The sequence below is a fragment of the Candidatus Poriferisodalis sp. genome (assembly GCF_965204195.1).
In the GTDB taxonomy this organism is placed as follows: domain Bacteria; phylum Actinomycetota; class Acidimicrobiia; order Acidimicrobiales; family Poriferisodalaceae; genus Poriferisodalis.
In genome coordinates, this window is the sequence record NZ_OZ241975.1 from 3,532,173 (window position 1) to 3,548,345 (window position 16,173).

Below are 16,173 nucleotides of genomic sequence, written 5' to 3' on the forward strand. Positions count from 1 at the left end.
TGCGAGTTCTGGATGTTTCGGTTGCGCTGTGTCGGCTGTGCGGCGTCGCTGCGCTGATCACATGCGCTGCTGGCGACGCAGCTCGTCTTCTTCGTCGGTGCCGCGCTCGGGTCGGCTGATGTCGATGCCCAGCGATTCCTCGGCACGGAAGACGTCCTCGTCGAGACCCTGGATGTCGATCTGCTGCCCGGCTGTCGACATGACCTCGACGTTGAGGCAGAGCGCCTGCATCTCCTTGATGAGCACCTTGAAGCTCTCAGGGATGCCGGGCTCGGGGATGTTCTCGCCCTTGACGATCGCCTCGTACACGCGCACCCGGCCCAGCACGTCGTCGGACTTGATGGTGAGCAGTTCCTGCAGGCAGTAGGCGGCGCCGTACGCCTCGAGGGCCCACACCTCCATCTCGCCGAAGCGCTGGCCGCCGAATTGCGCCTTGCCGCCCAGCGGCTGCTGGGTGATCATCGAGTACGGCCCCGTCGAGCGAGCGTGGATCTTGTCGTCGACCAGGTGTGCCAGCTTCAGGATGTAGCTGTAGCCGACCATGATCGGCTCGTCGTAGGCCTCGCCGGTGCGCCCGTTGAAGAGCACCGTCTTGCCCGAGCGGGTCATCAGGCGTTCGCCGGTCACCGACTCGGGCCGCACGTTCTCGAGCGTCTGCTGGATGGTGGGATGCCGCCCGGCGGCCTCCTCCTCGTCCCAGCGCGCCCCGTCGAACACCGGCGTGGCGATGAACACCGACGGCTCGGTGGTGGGGCGGGTCTTGCGGGCAGTGTTGCTGACCGGCTCCTTGCCGATCATCTCTTCCTTGCCGCCCGCGTCGGTGGCCCTCCAGCCCCAGCGCGCCGCGTAGCCCAAGTGGGCTTCGAGCACCTGGCCGACGTTCATGCGGCTGGGCACCCCCAGCGGGCTCAGGATGATGTCGACCGGTGTGCCGTCGGCCAGGTACGGCATGTCCTCGGTGGGGAGGATCTTCGAGATCACGCCCTTGTTGCCGTGACGCCCGGCGAGCTTGTCGCCCACGCTGATCTTGCGCTTCTGGGCCACGTACACGCGCACGAGCTGGTTCACGCCAGGCGGCAGCTCGTCGTCGGCGTCGCGGCTGAACACCCGGATGTCGGTGACCACGCCGTTCTCGCCGTGGGGCACCTTGAGCGAGGTGTCGCGCACCTCGCGGGCCTTCTCGCCGAAGATGGCACGCAGCAGCCGTTCCTCGGGCGTGAGCTCGGTCTCGCCCTTGGGAGTGACCTTGCCCACCAGCACCGCGCCCGGCTCGACTTCGGCACCGATGCGCACGATGCCCTGCTCGTCGAGGTCGGCGAGGATGTCGTCGGCCAGGTTGGGGATGTCCCGGGTGATCTCCTCGGGACCCAGCTTGGTGTCGCGGGCGTCGATCTCGTACTCGTGAATGTGGATCGACGTGAGCACGTCGTCCTTCACCAGACGCTCCGACAGGATGATGGCGTCCTCGTAGTTGTAGCCCTCCCAGGCCATGTAGGCCACCAGGAGGTTCTTGCCCAGCGCCAGCTCGCCGTGATCGGTGGACGGTCCGTCCGCGATGACGGCCTGAGGCTCCACGCGATCGCCGACGCGGACGAGCGCTCGCTGGTTGATGCAGGTGTCCTGGTTGGAGCGTCGGAACTTGAGCAGCGGGAATTCGTGCCGCTTGCCGTCGTCTCCGTCGATGACGATGCAGTCGCCGGCGACTTCGGTGACTTCGCCACCGATGCCCTGACGGTCGCCCATGTCGTCTTCGACTTCGGCAAGCACCATCTCGGCGGCATCGGCCATGGCGAGACCTTCGATGCCGGTGCCGATGTAGGGGGCCTCGGCCCGCAGCAGCGGCACCGCCTGGCGCTGCATGTTGGCGCCCATGAGCGCCCGGTTGGCATCGTCGTGCTCGAGGAACGGGATCAGCGCGGTGGCCACCGACACGATCTGCTTCGGCGAGACGTCCATGAGCTGGACTTCCGATGCCGGTACGTAGCTGATCTCGGTGGTTGCGGCGAAATAGGTGTCACGCTCCATCTGCAGCCGAAGATCTTCCAGGCTGGCGCCCTGGGGGCTCTTGCGCACGAGCACGCGGGGGTTGCGGAATGATCCGTCGGGGTTGAGCGGCGCGTTGGCCTGCGCGACCACGAACTCCTCTTCCTCGTCCGCGGTCAGGTAACGCACCTCGGTGGTGGCCTTGCCGTCCTTGATCACCCGGTAGGGCGACTCGATGAAGCCGAACTCGTTGACACGGGCGAAAGTCGCCAGTGCCCCGATCAGGCCGATGTTCGGACCCTCCGGCGTCTCGATGGGGCACATGCGGCCGTAGTGGCTGAAGTGGACATCGCGCACCTCGAAGCCGGCTCGTTCCCGCGACAGGCCGCCAGGGCCGAGCGCGGACAGGCGGCGACGATGGGTGAGGCCCGACAGCGGGTTCACCTGGTCCATGAACTGGCTGAGCTGGCTGGTGCCGAAGAACTCCTTGGTGGCGGCCACGACGGGGCGGATGTTGATCAGCGTCTGCGGCGTGATGGCCTCGACGTCCTGGGTGGTCATGCGCTCGCGCACCACCCGCTCCATGCGGCTGAGGCCGATGCGCACCTGGTTCTGGATCAGCTCGCCGACAGAGCGGATGCGGCGGTTGGCGAAGTGATCCTGGTCGTCCAGCCGGTAGCCGGGCTCGGCGTTGGCCAAGTGCAGCAGGTAGCTCGCCGTGGCGAGGACTTCGCTGCGGGTGAGCACCGTGGAATCGGGATCGGGACGGATCAGTTCGGGGTGCTCGAGCGCGTCGGGGTGATCGGCGTCGATGAAGTCGAGGCCGAACAGCTCAGACACGCGGTCGAGCTCGGGCCCGAGCTTGCGGTTCAGCTTGTAGCGGCCGACCTTGGACAGCGAGTACCGGCGCTCGTCGAAGAACGCATTCTGGAAGTAGTTGGACGCGGCATCGGGGGTAGCCACCTCACCGGGGCGGACCCGCTTGTACAGCTCGAGGAGCGAGTCCTGCTGGTTGGGCGCAACGTCTCGATCCTTTTCCCACTGGGGCTCCAGGAAGTCGAAGTGCTCGACGAACCGCTCGAGCAGGCCGGGATGGCGGTCTTCGCCATAGCCCAGCGCTCGCAGCAGCGAGAAGATGCTGAGGCGGCGCTTGCGGGCCACCCGGCTGCCGGCGGTGGGGTCCTTGCCCGGCTTGTGCTCGACGTCGAACTCGATCCACTCGCCGCGGTAGGGATGAATGGTTGCCGTCACCAGCTGGTGCTTCGACATGTTGCGGAGCCGGTAGCGCTCGCCGGGCTGGAAGATGACGCCGGGCGAGCGCACGAGCTGACTCACCACCACCCGCTCGGTGCCGTTGATGATGAACGTGCCCTTGGGGGTCATCATCGGGAAGTCGCCCATGAACACGGTCTGGGCCTTGACCTCGCCGGTGTGGGCGTTCTTGAACTCGGCGCGCACGAAGATCGGCGCCGAGTAAGTCATGTCGCGTTCTTTGCACTCCTCCACGGAGAACTTGGGCGGCGGTCGCAGGTCCTCGTCGTAGGGGTCGAACGAGAAGACGAGCTGGAGATGCCCACCGAAGTCGCTGATGGGGCTGATGTCTGAGAAGGTCTCAGCGAGCCCGACATCGAGGAATCGTTGGAAGGAATCCTTCTGGATCGACACGAGGTCCGGGAGCTCCAGGACTTCGTCGAGGTTGCCGAACGAATAGCGTTCGCGGCCGACACGAGACGACAACGGACTCTCCTAGTGGTTCAGTTGTTCGGGATGGGTCACCGGCGACTGCCCGCGGCAGGCGACGAGGGGACGGAAGCGCGCGCAGTCGCAGGCGTCCGCAGCAAACAGGGAGCCCACCGATGGGCTTCGATGCTGGGGACTGGTGGGTGCGCGAATGGGGAGGCCACCTGTGCCACGGCCTTGGCAACGCTATCCAGCAACGCTGGGCGCCACAACCGCGACACGCGGCGCGCGGTGAGAAATGTGCGCGCGCCTAGGACAGTTCGACGCTGGCGCCGACCGCCTCGAGGGCTTCCTTGGCCTTGTCGGCGTCGGCCTTCGGCACGCCTTCGAGCACAGGCTTCGGGGCGGCCTCCACCAGGTCCTTGGCCTCCTTGAGGCCCAGGCTGGTGAGCGAGCGCACCTCCTTGATGACCTGCACCTTCTTGTCGCCGATCGCGGTCAGCGTGACGGTGACCTCATCGGCAGCCTCTTCGGCAGCCTCGCCGTCGCTGTCGCCTCCGGCAGCAGCGGCGGCCACCATCATCGGGGCAGCGGCTGCAGCGGTGACGTCGAAGCGCTCTTCGAACGCCTTCTTCAGCTCGACCAGCTCGAGCACCGTCATGTTGCCGATGGCGTCGAGGATCTCTTCGGTGGACGTGCTCATTGGTTGTTCTCCGTATTTGTTGGATCGTCAGGTGATTTGCTGTCTGGGTCGTCTGCTTCGGCGTCTTCAGCCTCAGGAGCGGAATCTGCCGCGGCCGTGCTGGCATCGGCTTCGTCTGCTTGAGCCGCGGTCTCGGCGTTGGGAGCCGGGCTGTCCGGTGTCTTGTCGGCCAGGGCTTGCAGCAGGCCCGACACCTCCCCGATCAAGTTGTTCATCATCGACGCCAGCGCACTGAGCGGCGCGGCGAACGCTCCCAGCATCTGCGCCATCAGCTCATCGCGCGACGGCAGGTCGGCGAGCTCGCGCACTTGGGCGTCGCTGAGCAACGTGCCTGCCAGCACGCCGCCCTTGATGACCAGCGCGTCGTGCTCCGCTGCGAACGTGCGCAGGGCCTGAGCGGCCGCCGACGGATCCTTGCCGCAGAAGGCGAGCGCCGTGGGCCCCAAGAGCAGGTCAAGCGTGCCGGCCGGCGCATCAACCGACAGTGCCCGGCGGACGAGCGTGTTCTTGTAGATCTTGTAACGGCAGTCGGCATCGATGAGGCGGCCGCGCAGGTCGGCCATCTCTGCCACGTCCAAGCCCCGGTACTCGGTGAACAGCACCGCATCGGCCTCGGCGAATCGCTGGCGGACCTCGTCCACCACTGCCACCTTGTCGGCCCGCGGCACGCGCCCCTCAGCCGTCGTTGCTGTCGCCATGGTGGAGACCTCCTGTGCTGCGGGGTGTGCGGTGATCGGGCGGTTGGATCGCTCCCGGCCCCAGAACGGGCACCGGTCCGCAGACCAGACAGAACCGCATCCCGACGCACACGCGCACAGGAAGACCGTCCGCCTCATCAGGCTCGACCCGTGCGACTCACCCGAGGCGGGCGAGCCCCTGAGCATGCTTCAGACGGGGCCGATTTCAGGCCGGAGCCACCGGAGTTCTACGGCGAGCAAGTTGTGAAGTGCCGAACGCTACCGGTCGCGCCCGGCTATTCAACTGCGGGAGGGCTAGTTGAACGTGGTGGGGTCGATGCGGACTCCTGGGCCCATGGTCGAGGACACCACCATCTTGCGCACGTAGCGGCCCTTGGCACCGGCTGGCTTCGCCCGTGCCAGCTCGTCCATGACCGCTGCCAGATTGGCGTTCAGGTCCTCAGCGGTGAAGCTCACCTTGCCGATCGCCAGATGCACGTTGCCGTAGCGGTCGGTGCGGTACTCGACCTTGCCGCCCTTGAACTCGCCGACAGCCTTGCCCACATCGGGCGTCACCGTGCCGGACTTGGGATTCGGCATAAGGCCACGCGGGCCGAGCACCTTGCCCAGCCGGCCCACCACGCCCATCATGTCCGGCGTCGCGATCGCCACGTCGAAATCGGTGAATCCGGCCTCGACGCGCTCGGCCAGATCGGCACCGCCCACAACGTCGGCACCTGCTTCGGAAGCAGCCGCCGCAGCGTCACCCTGCGCGAAGACCGCAACGCGCACGTCGCCGCCGGTGCCCGACGGCAGCGCGACGGTGCCACGCACCATCTGGTCGGCCTTGCGGGGGTCCACGCCGAGCCGCACCGACAGATCGACCGATTCGTCGAACTTGGCCGGTGCCAGCGTGCGCACCATGTCGATGGCCTGGGCGGGCTCGTGCATCATCTGCCGGTCGTACCGTCGGGTCGCCTCGGCGTACTTCTTCCCTGACATCTGTTGGGTCTCCTCTGTCGCGCCGCGAATCAGCCGGCGACTTCGATGCCCATCGAGCGAGCGGTGCCGATCACCTGCAGCTTGGCGTTCTCAAGATCGCGTGCGTTGAGATCGGGCATCTTCGTCGCGGCGATCTCGGCAACCTGGGCCTCGGTGACATGCGCCACGGTCGCGCGGCCGGGGTTGTTGGCCGCCTTCTCCAGCCCCGCCGCTTGGCGCAGCAGCACCGACGTCGGCGGTGTCTTCGTGATGAACGTGAACGACCGGTCTTCGAAGATCGTGATCTCCGCTGGCACGATCGTGCCGCGCTGGCTCTCGGTCTTGGAGTTGTACTCCTTGCAGAAGTCCATGATCGCCACGCCGTGCGGGCCGAGCGCCGTGCCCACCGGCGGCGCGGGCGAGGCCTGCCCAGCGGGGATCTGGATCTTCACCACCGCGCTCACCCGCTTGCGGCCCGCCGCGGGTCGTGCCGGATTGTCTGCCATGAGGTGCTCCTCGGGTCTGTGCTGCTTGGCCCTCGCAGGGGCTCAGATCTTTGCGACTTGGACGAAGTCGAGCTCGACGGGGGTCTCGCGGCCGAAGATGTTCACCAGCACCTTCACCTTTAGCTGCTCCTCGTTGATCTCGATGACCTGACCCTGGAAATCGGAGAACGGGCCTTCCTTGATGCGCACACCTTCGTCGATCTCGAAGATCATCGACGGCTTGGTGCGGCGCGGCATCTCGGGCCCGTCATCTGGCTCGGCCAGGAACGCCTCCACCTCCCTGCGGCGCAGGGGCGACGGCTTGCCGCCCGGGCCCGCGTAGCCGGTGACCCCCGGCGTGCTGCGGATCATGTGGTGGGCCTCGTCGCTGGGACGGCAACGGATCAGCAGGTAGCCGGGGAAGACCTTCTTCTTGGCGACGACCTTGCGGCCGCCCTTGAACTCGATCACGTCCTCCATCGGGATGGCGACCTCAAGAATCCGGTCCTCCATGTCGAACGTGCCGATCCGGGCTTCGAGGTTCTGCTTCACCTTCTTCTCGTAGCCCGACTGCGTGTGCACGACAAACCAGCGACCCGGCCGGTCGTACGGCGAGACCCGCTTGGCCTCCGGCTCGTCAACGGCGAGCAGTTCGTCCTCAGTGAGCACGTCGACGGCGCCGGCCTCATCGGCGGCGCCTGCCGTGTCAGTTGGCTCGGCTGCCTCGGCGCCCGGACCCATCAGGGTGGTTGCTGTCTGGGAGCTCAGCAATCGGCGTGCGGTCGCCATCGGGTCGGTCTCGGGCTCTGCGGGAGTGTCGGTCAGATCGCTCATGTTCGTCTGCTCAGATGCTTGTCAGTTCACGTCGAAGAGGCGGAGGACGCCTTCACCCAGGATCCAGTCGAATCCGGCGATCATCGCCGTCAGGATCACGATGGTGATGAACACGACGACCGAGTAGTTGACGATCTCCGCGCGTGTCGGCCAGATCACCTTCTTCAACTCGGAGCGGACCTCGCCCACGAACTGCGCTGGTCCAGCTCGCTCGCTGGTCGGCGATGCCGGTGCTGCCTGGCGCCGCTCGCGCCGTCCCGCGGGCGCGCCGTCAGCCCCCATCTCGCCCTGACGCTGCAGGTGACGGCGTGTGCGTCGGTTCATGGCCATCGGAAGTGTCTCCGGCCTCTATTTCTCAGGGACTTGTGTTCATGGCTTGGGCATGGTCGGTCCGCCGGGCTGACGGTCCAAACCGGCGGAAGCGCAGGGCAGGAGGGACTCGAACCCGCAACCGCCGGTTTTGGAGACCGGTGCTCTACCAAATTGAGCTACTGCCCTCAGCGTCGGCGCATCGCGTGCGATACGCGGGTGACACTCAGTGCGGGCCTTCTTGGCGAATGTCCGCCGCAACAGGCTACCGGCAGCGATCTGGGTCGCGTCCAGAGGCGTCTTGTGAGGAGTCTGGTAGCGGGACTGGGACTCGAACCCAGGACCTCACGATGCTGCGCTGATGGCGGCGACCGCAAGCGGCCGCCGCTGCCGTGCGCTCTGACCAACTGAGCTATCCCGCGTAAGATCACAGCGGCCTGAGTCGAACAGGGTGTGAGTCAGTTTCAATTGCCAGGTCAGACGCGATGGACTGTCGCTGCGGTCCCCACGCTGGCCGTCGCCGAGTCGCAGTTCCGGCTAGACACTCCGAATGCAGATCAGCCGGCGTAGATCGACCATGCCGGCAATGGCGTTGCTGGCGGCTGTCGTCGTGATCGCTGGCTGCACTTCGGCTCCCGAGCCGCCTGCGCAGGTGGCCGAACCCGCGACGGCCGTGGCCAGCGAGCCGCCTCCCACGACCGTTACGCCGCATGAGTGCGCTGCGGTGTTCGAAGCCGACTGGGACGCATACGGCTGGGAGCGGTGCTTGCTGCCGGATGACGAGAGCCCTTGGCATCTGGACAGCAATTCTGCTGAGGCAGTGCTGGCGAGCGTTTGGGCGCGCTACGGCGCTGGGCCCATGCCCGATGTAGCCATCGTGGAGGACTTCGCCCCAGATCTCTGCGCCGAGACGGACGAGCCTTGCCAAGGCATCGCCAGCGCCACCCGCCACGGGGACGGCAGCCGCTATGTCACCCTCGGCACACACGACAACATCAGCCTGTTCGCTGTGCTTCACGAAGCCGCTCACCACATCGTCGGCGTCGGGCGCGACATCTACGCCGGAGGCCATGGGAACGACTTCCGCTGCGTCGCAGTCGAGATGTACAGCACCTACGCCCCCGAGGCGGTGCCGGTCAGCGTTGCGGCGGGCTTCGCTGAGATGTGCGGTACAACCGCCGAGGCGGTGCTGGCGAGGCACTGCGCTGCGGACACTGCGGGCATCATCAGAGCCGCCGAACTGCTCGCCGCTCACGGCACCACACTGTCAGGCCACCGAGACCGACAGGACGAGATCGACCGGCTCATCGTCGGCATAGAGGAAAGCTGGCAAGGCGACCTTGACGCCAAGACTGAGCGCATCGAAGCGCTGCAAGCCGAGCGAGACGAACTCGGTCGAGCCGTTGTCAAACTAAATGAAGCGGTCCGCTCCGTGCCAGAGCCGGACTGCTCAGCGCGCTAAGTCGATTTGGCATGCACCAGGTCGCGCCGAATCGGTTCTATACAGCCCGATTTCACGAATTCCGGCCAACATCCACACTCGTTATCGACCAATACCTACGAGTAGCGGGACTGGGACTCGAACCCAGGACCTCACGATTATGAGCCGTGCGCTCTGACCAACTGAGCTATCCCGCCGTGGGAGCCGCAGGCTAGCGGCGAGCCCCGTGCCGGAATCGAACCGGCGACACCAGCCTTACCATGGCTGTGCTCTGCCTACTGAGCTAACGGGGCGGGTTTCGCGTACGCCGAGACCGTCGTGCGCGGACGATTGTGGGGTCCGGAGTGTATCTGCGGCCCTTCGGTAGCTTCGCTGCCATGCGCACCCGGTTGGCCACGATGGCCGACGCCGACGCGATCGCCAAGATCTACAACCGCGAGGTCACCGACGGCACCGCCACCTTCGACATGGTGCCCCGCTCCCCCGCCGAGCAAGCGACCTGGATGCGGGACCACTCGGGTGCTTACCCCTGCATCGTGGCGGTGCCAGACAACACCGACGCCGAGGCCAGCGCCACGGTGATGGGCTGGGCCTGCCTGTCGCCATACCGCACCCGCCCCGCGTACTCCACCAGCGTCGAGGATTCCGTCTACGTGCATCGCGACCACCAGGGGCGCGGCGTGGGCAGCCTGCTGCTCGGCAACTTGGTAGCGCTCGCCGATGAGCACGGCTTTCACGCTGTATTCGCCCGGATCGCCGACGCTGGCGCTGCCTCGGTGGCGCTGCACGCCAAACACGGCTTCGAGCTCGTCGGCGTCGAACGAGAAGTCGGCCGCAAGTTCGGGCGCTGGCTCGACGTGACACTCATGCAGCGCCTGCGCCCCGCCTGAGTCACCCCACGAGTGAGGCCTGCTAGGTACTTTGGGCCAGCTACGGGCAGCAGAAGGGCGGTCGCGTGACTGATCGGGGGAAGTCAACCGGGGCTTCGTGCCACTGGTGCGACGGTCTGATCGTGGAGGCGGAGTTGTCCAATGGCAGAGCTTGGTACTGGTGTCGAGCTTGCGGAAGCCAGCACGTGTACATCAGCTACACGGACTCGGATTCTGGGCGCGAGATCAGCAAGTTTGTTCCTCTGTCGCCAGTTCCGCCAGCCGGCCAGTCAACGACGAGAGAGGCAACTGCGCCCGGTCGCGAGGGCCCGTCACCGCCGCAGCGACGCCGAGGAAGACGCTGGTTACGGCGCTCCGTCTAGGTGGCAAGCGTCGCGGTGCTGGAACGCGTAGGCAGCACGGCAGTGCCTGAAGATCACCCACACCGAAACAACAGAAACACTCACGAGCTTCAAAGGCTCCACCTAGGTGCATCGCGGCCAGCAACGGCGCTGTGTCGAGAACCTCAGTGGGCTAACGAACTAGCTCCGGTTCCATGCAGTCCGGTCCACGCTGCTGACGCGGGTGCAGCGCCAGTTGCGTCCCATGCCAAACACGGCCTCGAGCCCTCGTGTGCCGCGAGAAGCGGGGCGCAAGTCAGAACGCTGACTCGACACTGAGCCGTTACAACTCCTGTGCCACCGGTAACCTCGGCACAGAGTTCGCTGGCACGGGGTGAACCGCAGTCGAGCAACCAGTAGACAAGGCCACACAGAGGAGCCAGCATGAGCAGTGCATCGCTCCAACTCGTGGTCGACCAGTTGGGACCGGTCGGCCACGGCAAGGTCACGATTCGTCCGCTGACGGTCCTCATCGGCCGCAACAACACCGGCAAGACGTACGTATCACAGGCCCTCTACGCCTGCCGTCAAGCGCTCAGCAATGTGCTTCCAAGAACTTCCGAATCCCTCCGTAGTGAGGTTCGTGATGGGCTGCTGGCGATTGCCCGTGAGCAAATCGGTTCATCCTCTAACGATGGTCGAGACGGGGTGGTACTTCCCGAATCGGTGCGTGGTTACCTTTCGCGATTGATCTCCGAGACGCTTGAGGACGCTGGGCGTGCGCTTCAGGACAGACTGAAAGCGACGTTCGGAATCGAGGAACTTGTCGGTATTGCTACCTGGGGCGATGACCCGCAACTCCGCCTCGAGATGCGGCATGACCGGGCCTTGCCAAACGGGGACGAATGCCTCTTCGGTACTGCCGGGTCCACCGCTTCGATCAACCCAGAACTTGGCCTCCTTGATCTCGATTGGGTCGAGCCTGACATCGCCCTGCAACGTGCATTCCACCGCCGATTGCTGCTACAGCAGATGCAGCAGCAGCTGTTCAGCGAGGAGTTGAGCGGCGATGATCGTGATGAGCGGTTCGGCGAGTTCGCTTGGCGGCTCGGAGGCAGCTATTGGGGCAGCTTCCTTGAACACATTCAGATGGATGGCCAAACGCACTACTTGCCCGCAGGCAGATCCGGGCTACTCAACGCGTGGACGGATGTGGTCAAGTTGCGCATCCAACTCGAACGCGAGCGATTCGGCCTGCCTACTTTCGTCGATCCTTCCCTCGACGGCGTCGCGCTGGATTTCATAGCTTCGCTCGCAGATGTGATGGGTCGTCAGTTGCGGCGTCGCCGCAGGCCAGCCAACCCGTTCGGCGCGGACGAATCCCCAGATGCGTCAGCGCTCGATGCGGCGAAGGCACTGCTCGAGGAGGTCATGGAGGGCAAGATCATCGTCGAGCCCGACGCGGACCTTGTGCCCACGCTCGCCTACGAGCAACACGGGCACCGCATCTCGATTCGTCACGCTTCTTCCATGGTCGCCGACCTTGCGCCGCTGTCAATCTGGATGGAACGACTGCTTGCTCCGGGTGACATGCTGATCGTGGATGAGCCTGAGTCGCACCTGCACCCGGAAGCGATCCGGCTAGTTGCGCGCGTTCTCGTGCGCTTAGCGAACGCAGGCGTGCGCGTCGTATGCGCGACTCACAGTTCCGTCCTGCTGCACGAGATCTCAAATGCGATTCTGCGCCAGGAGACAAGCGTACGCGCCGCCGCCGACCGCGCCGCCGGCTACCTGCAAGACGATTGCCTTAGATCGGAGGATGTAGCCGTGCATCGTTTTGACCGCAGCGCTCCAGGCGCGCTGGTCAAGGTAGACCGGGTGAAGATCGATCCTCTGTGGGGCATACCCGAAGACGAATTCGTCAAGGTTGCGCAAGACCTCGCCGACGATTCCGCTCGCTTGGTCGGTCAGCTCGATTGAGCGAAAAAACCAACATCGTCAAGCTGCACACTGAGTGCGGGTGCATCGTGCGAGTCGCGGATGCCCAGGCTTCTGAATCAGTACGGCTGAGCCATAACAGATGCCGACTCGTAGTCCGCGGCGCTCTCTTGGTCGTCGATTGCGACAGCTGCACAGCCTTCGGGCCAAGCGACACCAAACCGGACCTGCTCGTTCTGCGGCGCACCCCAAGCGGCTTGGAATGGCTCGTCGTCGAGATCAAGCAGGTCATGGACAGCGGCGCTCGGCATCAGGTGCAGGCCGGAATCGATCGGCTGCACGAGAGCGCGATGTTCGAGCCCACCCGGGGTGCCTCGTGCACAGGTCTCTTCGCCAGCAGGAAGGCCAACCGGACAGCCGACGTTGAAGCATTGCGCAGACCATTCAAGAGCGGGGCTCGCAGAATCGAAGCTCGGGTAGTGCGTTGCGGCAGCGGGCAAGAGCTATAGGCGACACTGGCGATATTTTCGACGACTACGCGTGACCTAGACAGCGGACCGAGTCTCTGCAAAGCGTTGACAACACGAGGTCGCTGGCGGCGATCTAGAAGTGCCAGGGAAACTGCTCGTATTCGGGATCGCGCTTTTCCAGGAAGGCGTCGCGGCCTTCAGCGGCTTCGTCGGTGCCATAGGCCAAGCGGGTGGCCTCGCCGGCGAACACCTGCTGGCCCACAAGGCCGTCGTCGATCAGGTTGAACGCGAACTTGGCCATGCGCTGTGCCGTCGGCGATCGGGAGACGATCTCCCCAGCCCATTCCAGCGCCACCGACTCCAGCTCGGCGTGGGGCACCACGGCGTTCACATCGCCCATCTCGAAGCGTTCTTGCGCGGTGTAGGTGCGGCCGAGGAAGAAGATCTCGCGGGCCTTCTTCTGGCCGATCTGACGGGCCAAGTAGGCCGATCCGAAACCGCCGTCGAAGCTGGCCACATTGGTGTCGGTCTGGCGGAAGCGAGCGTGCTCCGCCGAGGCGATCGTCAGGTCGCACACCACGTGCAGGCTGTGACCGCCTCCGGCCGCCCAGCCGTTCGCCACGCAAACCACCACCTTGGGCATCATGCGGATCAACCGCTGGCACTCGAGGATGTGCAGGCGCCCGGTGCGGGCCGGGTCGATGTCGGCCGCGGTCTCGCCGTCGGCGTAGCGGTAGCCGTCCTTGCCCCGGATGCGCTGGTCGCCGCCCGAACAGAACGCCCAGCCACCGTCGGCGGGTGCGGGGCCGTTGCCGGTGAGCAGGATGCATCCCACGTCGGGGGTCATGCGGGCGTGGTCCAACGCCCGGTACAGCTCGTCGACGGTGTGCGGGCGGAAGGCGTTGCGCACATCGGGCCGGTCGAACGCGATGCGAACCGTGCCGTGCTCGTTGCTGCGGTGATACGTGATGTCGGTGAAGTCGAACCCGTCGATGTCGCTCCAGCGAGACGGGTCGAAGATGTCCGAGACGTGCGGCAAGAACGGCATGGGTGCTCCGAGACCTGTGGTTTGGGGGCACGGTATTGGATCGAGGCGCCGCACCGGTTGCCACGGGCACGTGGCTGAGCCAGCGACGCTGACTGACGGGCGCGACCGCTGCGCTTCGTCGGATGACGACCGGAGGTGCGTGCGAGACTGCGGGCCGATCATCGGGCACCGTCCACGACTCAGGTGCTCACCGAAGGGACAGCGACATGAAGTTTGGGCTCAGGTATTGCAACACCGGCAAGTTCGCGATGGACACAGCGCTTGCGACCGAGTTGGTGCAGGCGGGCGAGGCGGCCGGCTTCGAGTCGGCATGGACGGTGGAGCACACGGTCATCCCGTCGGGCTACCAGTCGCAGTACCCCTACAGCCCCGACGGCAAGATGGCCGGCGGCGTGGAGGACCTGTTGCTGCCCGACCCGCTGATGTGGATGGCCTACATGGTGGGCGTCACGTCCACCATCAACTTCGGCACCGGCATCCTGATCGTGCCCCAGCACAGCCCGGTGGTGTGTGCCAAGCAGATCGCCACGCTCGACCACATGTCCGGCGGACGGGTGCTGCTGGGCATCGGAGTGGGCTGGATGCGCGAGGAGTTCGAGGCCATCGGGGTCGGCGATCACTTCGACGACCGCGGTCCCCGCACCGACGAGTACGTGGCCGCGATGCGCGAACTGTGGTCGGCCGACCGGCCGACGTTCCACGGCGAATTCGTGAACTTCGATGCGGCGTATTGCCGGCCGCAGCCGGTGAACGGCTCGGTGCCAATCATCGTGGGCGGCGACTCCAAGGTTGCCGCCCGCCGAGCCGGGCGGCTGGGCGATGGCTACTTCCCTGCCCGTGGCGCGCCGTGGGACCTCATCGACCTGGCCCGCCAGACCGCCGCCGAGCACGGCCGCGATCCCGACGCACTGGAGATCACCGTGCAGTTGCCCAACGACCTCGACGAGATTCCGGAGTTGGCCCACCGCGGCGTCAGCCGGATCGCCGTGCCGGTGTCACCGATGGCCGGTCTGCAGACCGTCATCTCCACGCCCGACGACGCCAGCGCCTGGGCCGAAACCATCGAGCGCTTCGCCGACCTCTAGCAGAAACGGAATTCGACCAGGTCGTCGCGGGCGTACTGGTCGGGCAGAGCGACCTCCCAGACCAGGTAGGCCTCCATCGCGGCGCGTGCCACCTCAGCGTCGGTGGGGTCGTAGGGCAGTGGCGGCTGGCGTGAACGGATCGCGGCTGCGGTCTCGTCGCTGGCACTCTCGAGGAGCGCGGCATCGTCGAGCCAAGAGGATTCCAGCACGCAGGCATCCCAGCCCATCTGGATGAGCCACGAGGCCGTCATGCTGGCGCCGATGCCGTCGCCGTCGGCCAGCACGACCCGGGCCCCGCGGGTCACCAGATACTCGTCGGTGGCCTGCACGAGCTGACCCCCGGGAGCGCCAGTGGCCTCGCGCAAGTGCCCAGCGGCGAACTCTTCCGGCGTGCGCACGTCCATGAAGTAGGTGGTACGCGTGGCATCGGCCAGCCACTCGTCGAGGTGGGCACGGTCGACCGTCCGAACCCCGCAGCGCTCAGCCACCGCCTGCGCGGCCGCCGTGGCATAGGCCCGTCCGGTCTCGCTCGGTTCGGGGGCCATGTCGTCGCGGCCATGCTCCAGCTCAAGGCCGGCCAGCTCCCAGCCCATCGTGCCGTCCTTCAGTGCGAAGACGGCGTTGGGCAGTCCGGCCGAGCGGAGCGACTGCGCGCCCATGATGCTGCGGGTCCGCCCGGCGCAATTCACCACCACCGTGGTGCTGTCGTCGACGAGGTCACCCACCCGGCGCACCAGCTCACCACCGGGGCACGACCGGCCGGTCGGGATGCTCATGCGGTTGAACTCCCGGCGGGTGCGCGAGTCCACCACGACCAAGTCCCGACCGTCGGCCAGCCAGCCCGCCAGCTCGGTCGCAGTCACGTGCGGTGTGTCGAAGTGCTCCTCGACCAGCTCGCCGAACAGCTTGGAGGGCACGTTGATGCCCGAGTACAGCTCGCCGCCCGCGGTCGCCCACGCATCGATGCCGCCGTCGAGCGCCGCCGTGTCGCTATAGCCCAAGACGGTGAGCTCCAAGGCAACGGCTGCGGCCTCTCCCCCACCGTCGTCGCACACCACCACCGGCGTGTCCAGCCGGGGGATGCGTGACGCCACTTCGAGGCCCACATGGCTCGGCGGCAGGTTCGCGGCGTACAGCAGATGGCGCTGGGTGAACTCGGTGGGCTCGCGGGCATCCACCACCGCCAACTCGGTGCCGTCGCCGCGCAGCAGTCCGCGGTGCAGCTCCATCAGCTCGGCAACTGTGATCGTGCGGACGTCAGCCATCACTCTTCCTTCGCATCCGCGGCACCCCGCACCGGGGGCGACTCGGCCAACAGCCGTCGCCTAG

The 16,173-nt window shown here is 66.2% G+C and carries 14 protein-coding genes and 4 tRNA genes; 4 read left to right on the forward strand and 14 right to left on the reverse strand.

The window, feature by feature from the left end:
* Positions 1 to 57 precede the first annotated feature (57 nt).
* The 9 genes from ACOGI8_RS15945 to ACOGI8_RS15985 all read right to left on the reverse strand — a co-directional run bounded on the left by ACOGI8_RS15945 (position 58) and on the right by ACOGI8_RS15985 (position 8,074).
* A complete protein-coding gene (locus ACOGI8_RS15945; RefSeq protein ID WP_419854771.1) occupies positions 58 to 3,720 on the reverse strand; it encodes a DNA-directed RNA polymerase subunit beta in 3,663 nt (1,220 codons plus the stop codon).
* 253 nt (positions 3,721 to 3,973) lie between these two features.
* Positions 3,974 to 4,366, reverse strand: coding sequence for a 50S ribosomal protein L7/L12 (rplL, locus tag ACOGI8_RS15950; RefSeq protein WP_419854772.1), 393 nt, complete (start codon positions 4,364 to 4,366; stop codon positions 3,974 to 3,976).
* Positions 4,363 to 5,064: a 50S ribosomal protein L10 gene (gene rplJ / locus ACOGI8_RS15955; RefSeq protein WP_419854773.1), complete on the reverse strand. Its 702-nt coding sequence runs from the start codon at positions 5,062 to 5,064 to the stop codon at positions 4,363 to 4,365. The genes rplL and rplJ overlap by 4 nt, the downstream gene beginning before the upstream one ends.
* 294 nt (positions 5,065 to 5,358) lie before the next feature.
* Complete coding sequence (gene rplA, locus ACOGI8_RS15960; protein ID WP_419854774.1) at positions 5,359 to 6,045, reverse strand: 50S ribosomal protein L1; 687 nt, start codon at positions 6,043 to 6,045, stop codon at positions 5,359 to 5,361.
* Between the two features lie 29 nt (positions 6,046 to 6,074).
* A complete protein-coding gene (gene rplK, locus ACOGI8_RS15965; RefSeq protein ID WP_419854775.1) occupies positions 6,075 to 6,530 on the reverse strand; it encodes a 50S ribosomal protein L11 in 456 nt (151 codons plus the stop codon).
* Between the two features lie 42 nt (positions 6,531 to 6,572).
* Positions 6,573 to 7,343, reverse strand: a complete 771-nt coding sequence (nusG, locus tag ACOGI8_RS15970; protein WP_419854776.1) for a transcription termination/antitermination protein NusG — start codon at positions 7,341 to 7,343, stop codon at positions 6,573 to 6,575.
* A 21-nt stretch (positions 7,344 to 7,364) separates the two neighbouring features.
* Positions 7,365 to 7,667 (reverse strand): preprotein translocase subunit SecE, encoded by a 303-nt coding sequence (secE, locus tag ACOGI8_RS15975; RefSeq protein ID WP_419854777.1) that lies wholly within the window; start codon positions 7,665 to 7,667, stop codon positions 7,365 to 7,367.
* Positions 7,668 to 7,767: 100 nt separating this feature from the next.
* A tRNA-Trp gene (locus tag ACOGI8_RS15980) sits at positions 7,768 to 7,841 on the reverse strand.
* Positions 7,842 to 7,965: 124 nt separating this feature from the next.
* Positions 7,966 to 8,074, reverse strand: a tRNA-OTHER gene (locus tag ACOGI8_RS15985).
* 164 nt (positions 8,075 to 8,238) lie between these two features.
* On the opposite strand from ACOGI8_RS15985, the gene ACOGI8_RS15990 reads away from it, so the two are divergent.
* Positions 8,239 to 9,114, forward strand: coding sequence for a hypothetical protein (locus ACOGI8_RS15990; protein WP_419854778.1), 876 nt, complete (start codon positions 8,239 to 8,241; stop codon positions 9,112 to 9,114).
* A gap of 102 nt (positions 9,115 to 9,216) precedes the next feature.
* Here the strand turns inward: ACOGI8_RS15990 and ACOGI8_RS15995 are convergent.
* Both ACOGI8_RS15995 and ACOGI8_RS16000 read right to left on the reverse strand, forming a co-directional pair.
* Positions 9,217 to 9,290, reverse strand: a tRNA-Met gene (locus tag ACOGI8_RS15995).
* Between the two features lie 23 nt (positions 9,291 to 9,313).
* Positions 9,314 to 9,386 (reverse strand) — tRNA-Thr (locus ACOGI8_RS16000).
* An 84-nt stretch (positions 9,387 to 9,470) separates the two neighbouring features.
* On the opposite strand from ACOGI8_RS16000, the gene ACOGI8_RS16005 reads away from it, so the two are divergent.
* Positions 9,471 to 9,983 carry an N-acetyltransferase family protein gene (locus tag ACOGI8_RS16005; protein ID WP_419854779.1) on the forward strand — a complete coding sequence of 171 codons (513 nt, stop codon included), beginning with the start codon at positions 9,471 to 9,473 and terminating at the stop codon, positions 9,981 to 9,983.
* Between the two features lie 764 nt (positions 9,984 to 10,747).
* A complete protein-coding gene (locus tag ACOGI8_RS16010) occupies positions 10,748 to 12,283 on the forward strand; it encodes an AAA family ATPase (protein ID WP_419854780.1) in 1,536 nt (511 codons plus the stop codon).
* Between the two features lie 77 nt (positions 12,284 to 12,360).
* Here the strand turns inward: ACOGI8_RS16010 and ACOGI8_RS16015 are convergent, their stop codons facing one another.
* Together ACOGI8_RS16015 and ACOGI8_RS16020 are read right to left on the reverse strand one after the other, a co-directional pair.
* Positions 12,361 to 12,552, reverse strand: a complete 192-nt coding sequence (locus ACOGI8_RS16015) for a hypothetical protein (protein ID WP_419854781.1) — start codon at positions 12,550 to 12,552, stop codon at positions 12,361 to 12,363.
* 292 nt (positions 12,553 to 12,844) lie between these two features.
* The gene (locus tag ACOGI8_RS16020; protein ID WP_419854782.1) at positions 12,845 to 13,759 is read right to left on the reverse strand and encodes a 1,4-dihydroxy-2-naphthoyl-CoA synthase; all 915 of its coding nucleotides are present in this window, start codon (positions 13,757 to 13,759) and stop codon (positions 12,845 to 12,847) included.
* A 206-nt stretch (positions 13,760 to 13,965) separates the two neighbouring features.
* Between ACOGI8_RS16020 and ACOGI8_RS16025 the strand changes: the two genes are divergently transcribed.
* Complete coding sequence (locus tag ACOGI8_RS16025) at positions 13,966 to 14,844, forward strand: LLM class F420-dependent oxidoreductase (protein ID WP_419854783.1); 879 nt, start codon at positions 13,966 to 13,968, stop codon at positions 14,842 to 14,844.
* Here the strand turns inward: ACOGI8_RS16025 and ACOGI8_RS16030 are convergent.
* Positions 14,841 to 16,109 (reverse strand): rhodanese-like domain-containing protein, encoded by a 1,269-nt coding sequence (locus tag ACOGI8_RS16030; protein ID WP_419854784.1) that lies wholly within the window; start codon positions 16,107 to 16,109, stop codon positions 14,841 to 14,843. The genes ACOGI8_RS16025 and ACOGI8_RS16030 overlap by 4 nt on opposite strands.
* Between the last annotated feature and the right edge of the window lie 64 nt (positions 16,110 to 16,173).